13 protein-coding genes and 1 tRNA gene are annotated in these 14,340 nt (G+C 51.3%); 8 read left to right on the top strand and 6 right to left on the bottom strand.

Annotated elements, in window-relative coordinates; all coding sequences use genetic code 11:
* Positions 1 to 111 precede the first annotated feature (111 nt).
* Complete coding sequence (locus QWY27_RS11805) at positions 112 to 1,185, top strand: 3-deoxy-7-phosphoheptulonate synthase (RefSeq protein WP_290198571.1); 1,074 nt, start codon at positions 112 to 114, stop codon at positions 1,183 to 1,185.
* Positions 1,186 to 1,206: 21 nt separating this feature from the next.
* Here the strand turns inward: QWY27_RS11805 and QWY27_RS11800 are convergent, their stop codons facing one another.
* Genes QWY27_RS11800 through QWY27_RS11785 form a run of 4 tightly spaced genes read right to left on the bottom strand, consistent with a single transcriptional unit; the run spans position 1,207 to position 5,240 of the window.
* Positions 1,207 to 2,079 (bottom strand): amidohydrolase family protein, encoded by an 873-nt coding sequence (locus tag QWY27_RS11800; RefSeq protein ID WP_290198570.1) that lies wholly within the window; start codon positions 2,077 to 2,079, stop codon positions 1,207 to 1,209.
* Between the two features lie 48 nt (positions 2,080 to 2,127).
* Positions 2,128 to 3,348 carry a CaiB/BaiF CoA transferase family protein gene (locus QWY27_RS11795; protein WP_290198569.1) on the bottom strand — a complete coding sequence of 407 codons (1,221 nt, stop codon included), beginning with the start codon at positions 3,346 to 3,348 and terminating at the stop codon, positions 2,128 to 2,130.
* A 7-nt stretch (positions 3,349 to 3,355) separates the two neighbouring features.
* On the bottom strand, positions 3,356 to 4,318 hold the full coding sequence (locus tag QWY27_RS11790; protein ID WP_290198568.1) for a Bug family tripartite tricarboxylate transporter substrate binding protein: 963 nt from the start codon (positions 4,316 to 4,318) through the stop codon (positions 3,356 to 3,358).
* A gap of 46 nt (positions 4,319 to 4,364) precedes the next feature.
* Positions 4,365 to 5,240, bottom strand: coding sequence for an HpcH/HpaI aldolase/citrate lyase family protein (locus tag QWY27_RS11785; RefSeq protein WP_290198567.1), 876 nt, complete (start codon positions 5,238 to 5,240; stop codon positions 4,365 to 4,367).
* Between the two features lie 178 nt (positions 5,241 to 5,418).
* Between QWY27_RS11785 and QWY27_RS11780 the strand changes: the two genes are divergently transcribed.
* The 4 genes from QWY27_RS11780 to QWY27_RS11765 are packed head-to-tail and all read left to right on the top strand — an operon-like array spanning position 5,419 to position 9,106.
* Positions 5,419 to 6,411 carry a Bug family tripartite tricarboxylate transporter substrate binding protein gene (locus QWY27_RS11780; RefSeq protein ID WP_290198566.1) on the top strand — a complete coding sequence of 331 codons (993 nt, stop codon included), beginning with the start codon at positions 5,419 to 5,421 and terminating at the stop codon, positions 6,409 to 6,411.
* A gap of 15 nt (positions 6,412 to 6,426) precedes the next feature.
* Positions 6,427 to 7,710 (top strand): 3-isopropylmalate dehydratase large subunit, encoded by a 1,284-nt coding sequence (locus QWY27_RS11775; RefSeq protein ID WP_290198565.1) that lies wholly within the window; start codon positions 6,427 to 6,429, stop codon positions 7,708 to 7,710.
* Complete coding sequence (locus QWY27_RS11770; protein WP_290198564.1) at positions 7,707 to 8,219, top strand: LeuD/DmdB family oxidoreductase small subunit; 513 nt, start codon at positions 7,707 to 7,709, stop codon at positions 8,217 to 8,219. The genes QWY27_RS11775 and QWY27_RS11770 overlap by 4 nt, the downstream gene beginning before the upstream one ends.
* The gene (locus QWY27_RS11765) at positions 8,216 to 9,106 is read left to right on the top strand and encodes an isocitrate lyase/PEP mutase family protein (RefSeq protein ID WP_290198563.1); all 891 of its coding nucleotides are present in this window, start codon (positions 8,216 to 8,218) and stop codon (positions 9,104 to 9,106) included. The genes QWY27_RS11770 and QWY27_RS11765 overlap by 4 nt, the downstream gene beginning before the upstream one ends.
* Before the next feature lie 21 nt (positions 9,107 to 9,127).
* On the opposite strand, the gene QWY27_RS11760 is transcribed toward QWY27_RS11765, so the two are convergent.
* Complete coding sequence (locus QWY27_RS11760; protein WP_290198562.1) at positions 9,128 to 9,820, bottom strand: nitroreductase; 693 nt, start codon at positions 9,818 to 9,820, stop codon at positions 9,128 to 9,130.
* A 94-nt stretch (positions 9,821 to 9,914) separates the two neighbouring features.
* Between QWY27_RS11760 and QWY27_RS11755 the strand changes: the two genes are divergently transcribed.
* The 3 genes from QWY27_RS11755 to QWY27_RS11745 are packed head-to-tail and all read left to right on the top strand — an operon-like array spanning position 9,915 to position 13,733.
* A complete protein-coding gene (locus tag QWY27_RS11755) occupies positions 9,915 to 12,230 on the top strand; it encodes an acyl-CoA dehydrogenase family protein (protein ID WP_290198561.1) in 2,316 nt (771 codons plus the stop codon).
* Positions 12,231 to 12,264: 34 nt separating this feature from the next.
* Positions 12,265 to 13,059, top strand: a complete 795-nt coding sequence (locus QWY27_RS11750; protein WP_290198560.1) for an enoyl-CoA hydratase/isomerase family protein — start codon at positions 12,265 to 12,267, stop codon at positions 13,057 to 13,059.
* Complete coding sequence (locus tag QWY27_RS11745) at positions 13,059 to 13,733, top strand: P-loop NTPase family protein (protein WP_290198559.1); 675 nt, start codon at positions 13,059 to 13,061, stop codon at positions 13,731 to 13,733. Before QWY27_RS11750 ends, QWY27_RS11745 begins: the two co-directional genes overlap by 1 nt.
* A gap of 462 nt (positions 13,734 to 14,195) precedes the next feature.
* Here QWY27_RS11745 and QWY27_RS11740 read toward each other — a convergent pair.
* Positions 14,196 to 14,272: transfer RNA gene (locus tag QWY27_RS11740), tRNA-Met, on the bottom strand.
* Between the last annotated feature and the right edge of the window lie 68 nt (positions 14,273 to 14,340).

Below are 14,340 nucleotides of genomic sequence, written 5' to 3'. Positions count from 1 at the left end.
GTATTTGAAACTTGAGCGCTTGTGAGAGGAGTGAATGGAGCAGATGTTTTACACTAGGCTTATCTAAACTCGTGCACAGATCGTGCGCTTTACCTGGTTATCTTACTCACCATGAACTCTGTATCCTCAGACGCCTCGACCGAAAACCTCCATGTTGCCGCTTTTCTGGCTATGCCGACCCCACAGCAGCTTCATCAGGAGCTTGCGCTGACAGAACGCGCCGCAAACACCATCAAAGCCGGCCGTGAGTCCCTCAACCGTATCTTGCGTGGCGAAGACAAGCGAAAATTCGTGGTTGTGGGGCCTTGCTCCATCCACGATCCTGTTGCCGGCATGGAATATGCACGTCGCCTCAAGGCTTTATCCGATGAGGTCTCCGATGTTTTGCTGATTGTGATGCGTGTATATTTTGAAAAGCCTCGCACCACAGTGGGCTGGAAAGGCTATATCAATGATCCGCATATGGATGACTCCTTCCGCATTGATGAAGGGATGAGGTTGGCCAGACAGTTCTTGCTGGAAGTCAATGAACTAGGTTTACCCGCAGGTTCTGAGGCGCTCGATCCTATTTCACCTCAGTACCTTGGGGATTTGATTGCTTGGAGCGCGATTGGCGCGCGCACAACCGAGTCGCAAACTCATCGCGAGATGTCCTCAGGCCTCTCGACTCCGGTTGGGTTTAAAAACGCCACCAACGGCGATACGACTGTCGCGGTCAATGCTATTTTGTCGGCGGCGAGGCCCCATCGTTTTCTAGGCATCAGCGGCGAGGGCCAAGTGTCGATTGTTCACACAACAGGCAACCCCTATGGTCATCTGGTTTTACGCGGAGGCGATGGTCGACCCAACTACGACACGGTTTCTATTTCACTGGCTGAGCAAGCGATGAACAAGGCCAAGATTCGCCCAAACATAGTGGTGGATTGCTCCCACGCAAACAGCTTTAAAAAACCTGAGTTGCAGCCCCTCGTGATGGCGGATGTCGTCAGTCAGATCGTTGCAGGCAATCGCTCAATCGTAGGTGTCATGATCGAATCGAACTTGGTCGCCGGAAACCAGCCCATCCAGTCTGACCACAGCAAAATGATTTATGGTTGCTCTGTGACGGATGGTTGTGTGAACTGGGAGACGACCGAAGGCATGATCCAAGACGCAGCGCGTCGATTGAGACCCGTGCTCGGTTAAGCACCCACCGCCTGAAAACTGTTATCTGCTGATCGGCGCAAACCCGTACAGTTTTGCAGGATTATGCACGAGAATCTTTTCAATGATTGTCTGATCCTTGGTCCAAATGCCCAAGCGATCCAGCATCTTCGCATCATCGGGTTTATGCTTTTCAGTTGGATGTGGCCAGTCGCTTCCCCAGACTAGACGGTCTGGGGCACAGGCGATCCAGTGACAGACGACTGCATCGACATCACTGAATCCTTGGCTTTCATCAATCTGGCTGTCCAAGTAGGCACCGGAAAGCTTGATCCAGGTATTGCCACGCTCCAGCAAGTGCTCAATCAACCCCACCGCGGCATGTTTCAGTCCCAGTGGCTGTGGCAGTCGACCCATGTGGTCGATCACCAAGGGGCAGGGCAGTCGCTTAAGCATCTCCCCATATTCAACAAACTGATCAGCTGTCCAATGGAGCTGAAGATGCCAGCCCAGTCGCATGATGCGTTTCGCTAGCGGTTCAACCATCTCGAAACTGACAGCAGCATTTTTGGGTGTATAGAGAGAAAAACGCACGCCACGAATGCCTGCGCGATCAAGCTCGTCCATCGCTTCATCCGAGATGTTGCTACTCAACACGGCTACGCCGCGTGCATGATCCTGACCAAGTTGTGCAATGGCATCGACTGTCACACGATTGTCCGTACCGTAACTACGTGGCGTCACAATCACTGCGCGACGCGTACCAAGTCTTTGTTGCAACAGCCGATATTGCGCCACCGTTGCCCGGTCGAGCGCGGATGCCGCATCAGCGACTTCAGGAAACCTAGGATCATAAATATGCAGGTGTGCATCACAGGCGTAATCAGGAACGATTAAAGAGGGGCGCTGCGAACCAGCAGAGTTCGGTACGATCATTGTGTGCTCAGTTGGATGATGCTTGTTGAAACTCGTATCACGCGTGTTTCACGATTTCTTCTTAATTTCTTTCAATCTTTTCGCTTCTTCTTTGATCAGGTCAGTGTGTTGTCCAAGAGTCGGCGCAGCAAAAGGATCCGGACCTGGTGTGCGTTCAAAACGAATGGAGCGCTTAAGACCGCGATATTGGCCAACAACAGGGTGATGGTAGGTGGAGATCATGTCTTGACTGAGTACCTGAGGGTGATCAAACATGTCTTCCACTGTTCGTGCCGCTGCGCAGGGCACCTCTTCTCCGAATAAGGCCTCCCATTCAAGGGCTGACTTGGCTGCAAGCGCCTGATGCAGTCTGGGGACGATTTCAGGCTGATGAAGCGCGCGCTTGCGAACCGTGTCGTAGCGCTCATTATTTAAAAACTCGCTCATCCCGGTTTTTTTGCATAAAGCCTCCCAGAAATGAGGGGTGTTGGCAGAAATGTAGAGGTAGCCCTCTTTGGTAGGATGAATCCCAGTAATGCCGCCAGAACGCATATCTCGCCAAACGTCTCTTCCCTCATTTTCCGCCCAGACTAGTCGTCCGGACTGTAAGGTCATCGCCGCAGCCAAAAGAGAGACGCCAACAAACTGGCCTAGACCAGAGCGTTCGCGCTCATAGAGCGCAGACGATACGGCTCCGGCCACGAGGGCCGAAGCATAAAAGTCTACGATCGATCCATAGAGAAGTTCGGGAGGTCCTTCTTTTTTGCCCTGCAGGGCCGCCATGCCGGTCATTGTCTGTAAAACTTGATCAAAACCCGCTTTGTCCTTGAGTGGACCTGTTTCACCATATCCACTGACTGCACAGTAGATCAATCTTGGATTGAGGGCTTTTAATTGTTCATAGCCAATTCCAATGCGCGGAGCGACCGTAGGTCTGAAATTATGGACAAGCACATCCGCGCCTTGAATCAAGTTCAGAAGTGTCTCGAGATCCTCAGGATTTTTAATATCCAAGACCGCAGCCAGTTTGCTTCGGTTGACCCCCAAGAACGCCCGACTCTCTGCCTCAAGCGTCGAAGGATACTTGCGTAAGTTATCCCCAGCCGGCGGTTCGATCTTGATGATTTCCGCACCCTGGTCTGCGAGCAAAGAGCAAGCGTAGGGACCTGCAATATAGGCTGACATGTCAATGACACGCACACCGGTAAGCGGGCCTTGCGCGCCAGATCGGGGGGGCAAGTACGATACCTCTGCGTGCGAAGAGTCTGGATTCGCTGAGTGACCTTTCATGTTCTGATTATTCCGCCTGAATATTTGCTGAGGCAGCCACTCGTTTCCAGCGAGCAAGTTCATTTGAAATATAGCTGCTGAACTCAGTCGGTGTCATCGCGACTGGGCTGGCACCCTGTTTTAAAAAGAATTCCTTCATTTGTTCGGAAACGATAATTTTATTAATCGTACTGTTGAGTTTTTGCACAACATCTGCTGGCGTTCCGGCTGGCGCGAGGATGCCCCACCATAAGTCGACGGCAGCGGCTGCATAACCATAATCGCCGAGTGAGGGAATTTGAGGAGCGATCACGGAGCGTTTCTCGGTCGTGACAGACAACGCACGGATTTTTTCATTTTTAACGTGGTTCAACAGCGATGGAGCGCTTGCGATGATCATGTCGATCTGACCACTCATGAGGTCATTCACGGCTGGACCCATTCCCTTGTAAGGAACATGTGTCATTTTAATTTTTGCGACGTCAGAAAAAATTTCGGAGGCAAACTGATTGATGCTGCCAACCCCTGACGTGCCAAAATTCAGCTTGCCCGGATTGCTTTGTGCAAATTTGACAAGTTCAGGAAGCGTTTTAAAGGGGGTGTTGTTTCCGACCGTAATAAGCAAGGGGCCTTTGGCCAACATCGAGATCGGAGCAAAACTTTTGACCGCGTCATATTGCAGATTTGTTCTGACTGCAGCGCCTGTTGTAAAGGTGGAGGACAAGACAACAAGTGTATAGCCATCAGCTGGAGCCTTGGCAACGAGCGTGTTTGCAAGCACGCCGCCAGACGCAGGTTTGTTTTCAACGACAACGGAAACGCCCAGCTCATCTTGCATTTGTTTGCCAATTGTTCGGGCAAAGATATCATTCGAGCCGCCAGGTGCGCTTCCAACTAAAAGGGTGATGGGCTTTGTGGGGAAGTTTGTTTGAGCGATTGCCGCAGCAGGTATAAGGCTTGCAATGCAGAGTAACTTAAAGAGTGATTTCATGTGTGCTTTCCGTATGAGCTTAGTGATCGAAACAGTGATGGTGAAATTAAATCAATCCGAGGCGCTTGGCTTTATCTATTAGTGCGACCGCGCTGTTGTAAAAGGGCGGATCGATCATCTTTCCGTCAACAACGTAGGCACCCACCCCTCTGGCTTGAGCATCCTTGGCCGCTTCCAAAATGCGCAAAGCATGCGCGATCGCTTCGTCGCTCGGACGAAAGGCTTCGTTAGACATGGCGACTTGACTGGGGTGTATGCAGCTTTTGCCCACATAGCCAAGTCTGGCAGCAAAGCGGGCTTCCTCCATGAATCCTTCAGTATTTTTGATGTCTGCAAATGCGCCGTCAAAAGCATCGATACCCGCTTCAGCTGCTGCAAATTTAACTTGCATCATGGAGAATTTCACTGCAAAGGGCTCTTTGCGTGAGACAGAAATTGGTTCAAATAAATCTCCCAGGCCTAGCTGCAAACCTGCCACACGAGTGTGCGCGCAAGCAAGCTCATAAGCTGTCCGCAAGGCCTTGGGTGTTTCGATGTTCAAAAGCAATTTGATTGGTCGCATGCCGTCCTGATTGACGCCATTGGCGCGCTCAGCCTGTTCGATCAAGCCGATCGCTTGGCGGACGGCCTCGGGACTGTCTGGCTTGGGGAGATTGACCATATCCAAGCCTGCGCGCACGACTTGAGCGATATCTTGCTCAAAATAAGGGGTTTCCATTGCGTTGACGCGCACGATGATTGTTTTATTGCTGTTGCGTGCGTGTTCGGTGTCGAGCCAGGCGCTCAAGGTCTCACGGGCGTCAGCTTTCTTTGATTCGGCAACCGCATCCTCGAGATCAAAGGACAGTCCGTCCGCCTCACTGGCCAAGGCTTTGTCAAAAAGTTCAGGACGTGATCCGGGAACAAAGAGTTTGCTGCGCATAGAGAGTTGCGGTCCAAAAGTGAAGATGAGAGGCGCTCGGGCGGCCTGTTGTCCTTATAGAATACATTGAAGCTGATATCTAGATGTTCTTGCCTGTTGCGTCGCAACATCTGAACATCTGTACGTCACCTGACAACTTGTATAAATTGAACAGACAAAAATTTTTTGAGGAACCCACATGTTCTCGACCAAAGTAAAAATGCTGCTGGCAAGCTCAATTCTTGCTGGATTGAGCGCAAGTATCCCTAGCCTTGCGTTTGCTCAGTCCAATGCCGCTGCAAACTTTCCCAACAAGCCTATCAAGTTGTTAGTGGGATTCGCTCCTGGTGGCGGCACTGATGCTGCCGCCCGAACCATTGCCATCAAACTTGGAGAAATCCTTGGACAGACAGTCGTGGTGGATAATAAACCGGGAGCAGGGGGCAACATCGCTGCCGATATGGTGGCCAAAGCCCCTGGTGATGGTTACACGATTGGATTGGCCAACATCGGCTCCCTCGCAGTCAACCCGCACATGCCAAACGGGACCCCTTACGACACCCTAAAAGACTTTGCGATGCTTGGTAATGGCGTGAGCTTTGGTAATGTCCTGGTTGTTCGGGCTGATTCGAACATCAAAACGTTTGCTGACTATCTTGTCGCCGCAAAAAGCACGGATAAGCCTTTGTTTTACGGATCCTCTGGCTTTGGCAGTGCGGGCCACCTATCTGGAGAGTTGCTCAAGCAGCGTGCTGATACTACGGCTCAGCACATCAACTACAAGGGCGGTGGACCTGCAATGAATGGTTTATTGGGCGGTGAGATCCAGGCGATCTTTGCAAGTGCACCCACAGCTATTCCATTGATCAAGGCAGGAAAAATTCGCGCACTGGCCGTCACCGGCGCTAAACGTGCTGAGTCATTGCCGGATGTTCCCACGATTGCCGAGCTGGGTTTTCCGGGATATCTTGCCACCAATTGGTACAGCTTTATTGCACCTGCCAGCACGCCTGAAGCGATTGTCAAAAAATTAAACGCGGCGATTGTCGAGGCGATTCGTGATCCTGCAACACTTGCTCGCTTGAGTGCACAAGCGATGGAGCCCGATCCTTCCACCTCAGAGGAAATGCGTGCTTTTGTCACGAAGGAATACGATACATGGGGCAAAGTTGCCCGAACACTTAAATTTTAAATGTCAGGAAAAATCTTGGGCTCAACCATAGTTGAAAAAATCTTGGCCAGACACTCTGGCCGGGATCGCGTGCAGGCAGGACAGGTCGTGGTGGCAGAGGTCGACTATGCCATGGTTACTGATACCCGTGCAGTGAATACTATCAAAATGATTGATCGTTTCGGTGATCAGCCATTGCAGTTTGCCAAAAAGACTTCACTGGTATTGGATCATTATTCTCCGCCGCCTAACCAGGAGGCTGCAGATATTCACTCTCAGATGCGTGCATTTGCCAGCGCGCGCGGAACGGGTCTTTATGACATCGGTGACGGAATTTGTCATCAGGTTCTGCCTGAAGGTGGGCACTTGACCTGTGGCGATTTGATTGTGGGTACTGATACGCACTCTGTCACCTATGGCGCATTCAATGCTTTTGGAACCGGCATCGAGGGCACCGATGTTTCCGCTGTCATGATGAGTAGCAAGCTGTGGTTCAGAGTGCCCGAGACTGTTCGCATCGATTTGCAAGGTACGCTCGCGCCTGGCGTCTGGGCCAAAGATATTACTTTGGCCATGCTGGGCAAGTTTGGCGCCGAAGGCTTGAATTATCGGGCGATTGAGTATGTGGGTGAGGCGGTGCGTGCGATGGCCATCGACGATCGGATGACATTGTGCAACCACGCTGCCGAGCTTGGCGCCAAAGCCGCCATACTTGAAGCGGATGAAAAGACACTTACGTGGCTGGCTGCCCATGGTGCCAAGCCTCCTCAGCCCACTTTCGCGGACGCAGATGCAAGGTATTCAGAGCGCTTTGCAATTGATGTCGGTAATCTTGCTCCACAGCTGGCGCGCAAGCACGAGGTTGATGACATTGTTGGTGTCGATCAGATTGAAAAACAGAAAATTCAGTTTGCATTGATTGGTACCTGTACCAACGGTCGTTTGGACGATATCCGTCAGGCCGCCGCCATTCTGAAAGGTCGCAAACTCGCGCCCGGTGTACGCATGATTGTGACGCCTGCTTCCAGAGAAATCTATTTGGGCGCTCTCAGAGAAGGTTTGATTGAGATTTTGACGACTGCCGGTGCATCTTTTGAATCGGCAGGCTGCGGAACATGCGTAGGCATCACTAATCGTCTGGTCCCCGGGGATGGTGATACCGTCATTTCAACCGCCAATCGCAACTTTAAAGGTCGATTAAGCAATAAGAATGCAGATATTTGGCTGGGCTCCGCCGCGACTGTTGCAGCGTCTGCGTTAACCGGTTACATCACAGATCCGCGACTGGTTGAAGGCGGCACATGGAGGTCCGCAGCATGAGCGAGACACTATTGATTTCAGGGTCGGCTTTTCTTCTGGGTGACGACGTCAACACAGACATCAATTGCTCGAATAAATATTTGCCTGGCAAAGATGTCGCTTACGTTGCGCAGCATGCTTTTGAGCAGCTGTCGCCGGGTATCGCCTCCAGAATCCTGGGTAGTGGTGGCGGGATTCTTGTTGCGGGAGAGCATTTTGGTATCAACTCGTCGCGTGAGCAGGCTACGCACGTCTTGCACCATATGAAAGTGAGAGCGATCGTTGCAAAGTCTTTCGGTCGGCAATTCTTTCGTAACGCCATCAATAACGGTCTTCCCGTTTTTGAATGCGATACTGGGGCGATTACTGCTGGCCAGTCTCTGGAACTTGACCTTTCGAAAGGAGCCTTGCGCTGCGACGGGCGTCTCTTGCAACAAACACATCCATTGCCAAAAGAGATTCTCGCGATCTTGTCGATGGGCGGTTTGATCCCTTTTTTAAAAAAATACCCTGATTGGAACTTCTCATGAGTATGGTCTCCGCAACCCAGAAACGGCGCGCGCTGCGCCAGTTATTACAAGGTTCAGACACTGTGCGCGCACCTGGTATCTATGATGGATATGGTGCCCGATTAGTGGAACAGGCGGGATTTTCAGCTGTTTACATGACGGGCAATGGTGTGTCGGCAACTCTATTGGGTCGGCCAGACGTTGGCTTGGTTGATCTGACATTGATGGCCGATCATGCACGTCGTGTTGCCTCTAGTGTTCAAATTCCTCTCATCTGCGATGCCGACACGGGTTATGGAAATGTCGTCAATGTACGACGCACTATCATGGAATTTGAGGCCGCTGGCGTCGCAGCGATTCATATGGAAGACCAGGTTTCTCCCAAGCGTTGCGCACAAATGCCAGGTGACCGAACAGTTCTGGATTTTAATGAGGCTGTTTCAAAGGTTGCCGCAGCGAGCGCCGCACGCTCAGATCCGGATTTCGTTCTGATTGCTCGCACAGACTCCGCCGGGGCTCTGGGGCTTGCCGAAGCGATCCGTCGTACGCAGGCCTTTGCACAGGCGGGCGCCGATGCGGTGTTTGTCGAACTCAAGTCTAATCCAAATATCTTGCAAGACATTCTGGCAATCAAAGCGGCCGTCTCCGTTCCTGTAGTCGTCAACGTGGACAGCGCTCAAGCTTTGCGCAATTTAAAGGGAGCAGAGCTTAAACAGGCTGGTGTTGATTTGGCTATTTATCCCGGGATGGCTCGTGGTGTGTTTGGATGCGCGATGAGCGCGGCACTCTCGCATCTGAAGCAGGCTGGAAACATGGCTGGTTTCGAAAGCAATATGTTTACGTCCGCTCAGTACAACGAAGCCTTGGGTTTGAGCGAAATCGAAGCCTGGGAAAAGCGCTTCGATTGAAGTCTGTTGCGACGGGGGCCATTACAGGAATTTGGTAAATCCAGCAACAGGCTCCCGCTCGCTAATCAAGGTGTTTTCGATTTTCGACATGTCTGCATATCCTAAGGCCATCCCGCACATCAACACTTCGCTTTCAGGTATGCCAGTAACGGCGCGAATCGTGTTGTGAAAGCGGTTAAAAGCAGCCTGTGCGCAGGTATCGAGACCGCGACCACGTGCCGCGATCATCAAGCTTTGCAAAAAGCAACCGAAATCCAGCCATGACCCGGTGTTCATGCTGCGATCGATCGTAAAAAACATGCCGACAGGCGCATCGAAAAATGAGTAGTTGCGTCCATGCTGCGCGTGCATGCCGGCTTTGTCTTCACGACCCAGGCCCAGTAATTTGTATAGATCAAGTCCTACCTTGCGACGGCGCTCAATGTATGGCGAGTTCCATTGTGTGGGGTAGTATTTGTAGTCTTCAGTCAGGGCCTCAAATTTAGCCTGATCGTTGTAAACCTTAAGGACTTCATCTGAAACGCGTTGCTTGATTTCACCCGTCAGCACATACACTTTCCAGGGCTGTGTGTTGGAGCCAGATGGCGCGCGTGCAGCAACCTCCAGCATTTGTTCAATATCTTCTCGAGAAACAGGGGTCGGTAAAAAAGCGCGCATGGAGTGGCGTGAGGTGATCGCTTGATCGACTATTTTTTGTTCGTTACTCTGAATCATCGTCTATGTCTCTGAAAGGGAATTGGCTTTCATTACTGTAGTACATTTTTGAATACAAACAACTATCGTTTAATCAATCGGTGAGAGGCAAGGCATGGCTAACGATGCAATAGAGGCTTTTCGGGACAGTGCACGGGATCTGCTTAGTCGCCAGAATACGATTGCGAGAATTCGAAGTTTGCGCGATTCAGAGACTGGTTTTGATCGACAGTCTTGGCAGGCGCTTGCCCATGCTGGCTGGTTTGGCATTCTTGTCCCCGAAGAGGATGGGGGTCTTGGTTTAGGCTTACCTGAGATCTCGGCGATCGCACATGAGATGGGACAGCATTTGCTCCCAGAGCCTGTGATTCCTTCTGCGGTTCAGGCAGCCTTGGTGCTTAGTCGATGTCCGAAGAGTGCCCTGCGTTCAGTCTTGCTTGAGCAATTGATCGCCGGTGAGCTTGTCGCCGGTTTGGCATGGCAAGACTCCCTTGGTCAGTTGGAGTGTTCTGTTGATAGCGCAGCCCATGGTTCTCTGCAAAATCAAATGCTGGTCATAAACGGGACCAAGCAGTTTGTGACTCCGGCAGCGGGTGCGGATGGTTGGTTGATTGTCTTGAGCATTGGCAATCAGCCCGCTATCGTCTGGTTACCGGCAAACACGCATGGAGTCAAACTTGAACGGATTCGTTGTGTAGACGGTACATGGTTCACAAAGCTCTGCTTGAACGAGGCAGAGGTCGCACGTTCGCATATTCTTTTAGCAGGACCTGAAGTTTTAGCGATGGTGAACGAGGCAAATGATCTTGCGCGTATCGTCCAATCCTCAGAGCTCGTCGGACTGATGCGTAAGACCTTATCCATCACGATCGACTATCTGAACACTCGCCAACAGTTTGGCAAGCCGATCGGAAGTTTCCAGGCACTCAAACATCGTGCAGTCGATGGGTATGTTCAAGTCGAGCTCGCCAGCGCCTGCGTCGAGGATGTCGTACGGCAGGTCGAGGAGGGCAGGACGAATGGACTCGCCTTAAGTGTCTTGGCAAGTCGAGCTAAAGCGCGTTGCGCGTATGCTGCGTTGCTTGTGACACGCATGGCGATTCAGTTTCACGGGGCGATGGGCTTTACTGATGAATGCGACGTAGGTTTGTATTTCAAACGCGCAATGTTCAATGCTGCATGGCTCGGCAATCAAACCGCTCATCGACGGCGCTATCTCAAATCTTCCGCGGTCGAAGGTAACGAGGCTGTTGAGGAGAGCTCTTTGGCGCAGTTTCCAAGCGACGCAGATTGGGACAATATGTCCGAGGCTGAGTTTCGAAACATGCTGCGCGCCTTTTACGCTAAAAACTATCCCGCTCATTTACGTAACGTCCCGCGTCGCCTGCATTGGTCTGAGATCAAGAGCTGGTATTTGACTCTGTCCGCCCAAGGTTGGGTTGCGCCAGCTTGGCCGAAGAAGTTTGGTGGAATGGGGCTGTCACCTGAAAAGATGATCGCCTACGTTGAGGAGCAAGAGCAGTACGGCGTGGCGCGTGCGCCGGACATGGGTATTGTGATGATTGGGCCTTTGCTGATTCAGCGTGGCAGTCCGGAGCAGCAACAAAAATTTCTTCCTAAAATCCTTGCTGGAGAGCATGTATGGTGCCAAGGGTACTCAGAGCCCGGTGCGGGTTCAGATCTTGCCGCGCTGCGCACGGAAGCTATTCGTCAAGGAGATGAGTTCGTCGTGAATGGTCAGAAAATATGGACGACTCTGGCACAGGACGCAACCCATATGTTTGCACTGGTGCGCACGGACAAGGAAGCCAAGAAACAAGCGGGTATCAGTTTTTTATTGATTGACCTCAGTACGCCAGGCATCACGATTCGACCCATCAAAGACATCGTTGGATATGAAGAGTTCTGCGAAGTGTTTTTTGACAATGTCCGCGTACCTGCTGAAAATCTGGTTGGAGAGCTTAATCAAGGCTGGACGATCGCCAAGGCGTTGCTTGGCTTTGAAAGAATTTTTCTGGGTAGTCCCAAACAGTCCCGTTATGCCTTGGCGCAGTTGACAGCCCTTGCTGAGCATTTGCATCTGATGGATGATCCTGTTTTCGTCGCACGCTACGCTGAACTCAGTTTGGATGTGGCCGATCAGGTAAGTGCCTATTCGCATTACGCTGAAATGGTTAAGCGTGGCGAACAACTGCCCCCGAGCGTCTCTTTACTGAAAATATGGGGAACAGATACTTATCAAAGAATCTGTATGACGATGGTCGAATATGCCCAAGAGCATGGTGCGACGGGCCAGACTACGGACTTTGGGGCCGAGGGCATGAATGTTCCCGCTATCATGTTTAATTCGATACCTTCGACAATCTACGGTGGCAGTTCTGAAGTTCAAAAAGAAATCATTGCCAAACAAGTATTAAAACTTCCCGACTAAAGCGATCGGTAACAATCTAAGCGGAGTTCAGACTTTGGAAACAATTAAATTTGACTTGCAAGAAGGTGTGGGTACCTTGACATTGAACCGACCCACTCGCAAGAACGCAATCGATGCTGTGATGCGTGAAGAGCTCAAATCTCTTGTTTTTTCACTTGCCCAAAACCGCGATTTGCGCGCCTTGATCATTACAGGGGCGGGTGGTTCGTTTTGCGCGGGAGGCGATATCAGCGTGATGGGTGCTGGCACATTGTCCCCCGAGGAGGGGCGCCATCGCATGCGTCACGACTATCTCGCCTGGATCGAGGCTTTGCTTCGACTTGAAGTTCCAGTGATTTCAGCGGTAGAAGGGCCAGCCTTTGGTGCGGGTTTCAGTTTGGCTTTGACTGCAGATATTGTTCTGGCCGATTCGACTAGCCGCTTTTGTATGTCATTTATGCGACTGGGACTGGTTCCGGACTGTGCCGCTTTCTATACCTTGCCAAGGATTGTTGGCATACAGCGCGCCAAAGAGCTGGCTTTCTCTGCTCGAGAACTCAGTGCCGAGCAAGCTCATGCTCTCGGTATTGTGCTGGAGGTTCTGCCGCAAGGACGCGTGATGGAGCGTGCGCAACAAATGGCACGTTGTTTTGCTCTTGCCGCACCTGCTGCCTTGGCAATGACCAAGCGTGCGATGAACGCCTCTCTGAATAGTTCTTTGGATGTCATGATGGACATTGAAGCAGATGCTCAGGCAGTTGCCCGAACCAGTCAATGGCATACCGATGCCGTACAGCGGTTTTTGAACAAAAAGCCTTCTGCTTTTCAATGGCCGGGAACTCTTGATTGATGTTGTTTGAAAGCTCCCGGCAGACGGGTCGAATCCCGCTTCTGCTGATTGTCGGCACGTGCGAATCAAGCACGACTGCATGGATCAATACGCTTTTAAAACACACGGCGCTTGCCAATACGGTTATCTTTTCAACTGCGCGCAATGGACGCGCGCAGTTGAACTGCGACCGAATCATTGAACTGCCGGTATTGGACAGCAGTGCGCAGCAAGCGTGTTTATGTTGTGGCATGCATAGTGCCTTGGGCGATGCGTTGCGCAAACTGTTTTTCGAAGCATTGACTCTTCGTGGCAAGGGTTTGGATCGTGTCATGATCGAGTCCACCTCCATCAACACAGCTCAACTGGCTTTTACCCTCAGGCACACCCCTTTTTTGGGGCAGCGTTATTTCCATCAGCTGACCTTTCGGGTGACGACTGAGTCCGAACTGCTTTCAAAGGGGATAGAGGTTTTAAAGGGGTTGGACACAGTCAACGATCGGGCTCAACAGTTTTTAATTATCGCTCCGCCCCCAGAGCAATTTGGGCCTGTTGTTGATAAAAATGACAGTCAGCGTCAATTCGCTTCCGAGTCTCAGTTTGATGCTTGGCGAACAGACATCGAGCGTACGCTTCCTTATCGGCAAGTGTTGCGTTTGGGGCACGATTCATTGCATCAGAGCTTGGGTTTGTGATGAGAATGCAAATATTTGTTCAAAAGCTTGAAGTTGAGAGTGGGTATGCGTTAGAATCGAAAGATATCTTGGATAGTCGATCCAGGCAACATCATCTAAGACCTTGATTTTCATGGCGTTGATTGACCGGCTCAGCGCTAGTCAGATTGCGAAAAACAATTTTTTGTACGCGTAATCTTCGGTTTTATATCCGAGCGCTGTGTCGCGAGCGGTATTTGATGCCCCCGGCTACGAAATCGTCATGCCCTACTGCATTGGCTCTTACTTTGTTTTTTGAGCGTTGGACAGCATTCGTTCTAGTGTTGTCCTAGGTGCCATGTTGCTGGCCAGTCAGTTTGTCGCCATTGTCAATGGCTGAGATTATTTTATTAACTGTAAGTGATGAAGTTGGCGCAAATGATTTGTTATTCAGCTGTGCACAAAAAAACTGGCCGAGCGCCAAGGCGATCGACCAGTTGTATTTGGTTGCGGGGGCAGGATTTGAACCTACGACCTTCGGGTTATGAGCCCGACGAGCTGCCAGACTGCTCCACCCCGCGTCTGAAGAATGAAGTATAGCGTAGTTCCCGGATTGGGACAAGTTGCCTTTAGGCGAGCATAGGAAAAT

The organism is Zwartia vadi (genome assembly GCF_030410375.1).
In the GTDB taxonomy this organism is placed as follows: Bacteria; Pseudomonadota; Gammaproteobacteria; order Burkholderiales; family Burkholderiaceae_B; genus Zwartia; species Zwartia vadi.
The sequence above is the reverse complement of the archived record's forward strand: the minus strand, read 5'-3'. Positions and strand labels throughout refer to the sequence as shown.

Coding starts and splice junctions, on each gene's coding strand:
- QWY27_RS11755 (WP_290198561.1), top strand. CDS start 9,915: ATGGCTAACGATGCAATAGAGGCTTTTCGGGACAGTGCACGGGATCTG.
- QWY27_RS11760 (WP_290198562.1), bottom strand. CDS start 9,820: ATGATTCAGAGTAACGAACAAAAAATAGTCGATCAAGCGATCACCTCA.
- QWY27_RS11790 (WP_290198568.1), bottom strand. CDS start 4,318: ATGAAATCACTCTTTAAGTTACTCTGCATTGCAAGCCTTATACCTGCT.
- QWY27_RS11780 (WP_290198566.1), top strand. CDS start 5,419: ATGTTCTCGACCAAAGTAAAAATGCTGCTGGCAAGCTCAATTCTTGCT.
- QWY27_RS11805 (WP_290198571.1), top strand. CDS start 112: ATGAACTCTGTATCCTCAGACGCCTCGACCGAAAACCTCCATGTTGCC.
- QWY27_RS11795 (WP_290198569.1), bottom strand. CDS start 3,348: ATGAAAGGTCACTCAGCGAATCCAGACTCTTCGCACGCAGAGGTATCG.
- QWY27_RS11745 (WP_290198559.1), top strand. CDS start 13,059: ATGTTGTTTGAAAGCTCCCGGCAGACGGGTCGAATCCCGCTTCTGCTG.
- QWY27_RS11765 (WP_290198563.1), top strand. CDS start 8,216: ATGAGTATGGTCTCCGCAACCCAGAAACGGCGCGCGCTGCGCCAGTTA.
- QWY27_RS11770 (WP_290198564.1), top strand. CDS start 7,707: ATGAGCGAGACACTATTGATTTCAGGGTCGGCTTTTCTTCTGGGTGAC.
- QWY27_RS11800 (WP_290198570.1), bottom strand. CDS start 2,079: ATGATCGTACCGAACTCTGCTGGTTCGCAGCGCCCCTCTTTAATCGTT.
- QWY27_RS11785 (WP_290198567.1), bottom strand. CDS start 5,240: ATGCGCAGCAAACTCTTTGTTCCCGGATCACGTCCTGAACTTTTTGAC.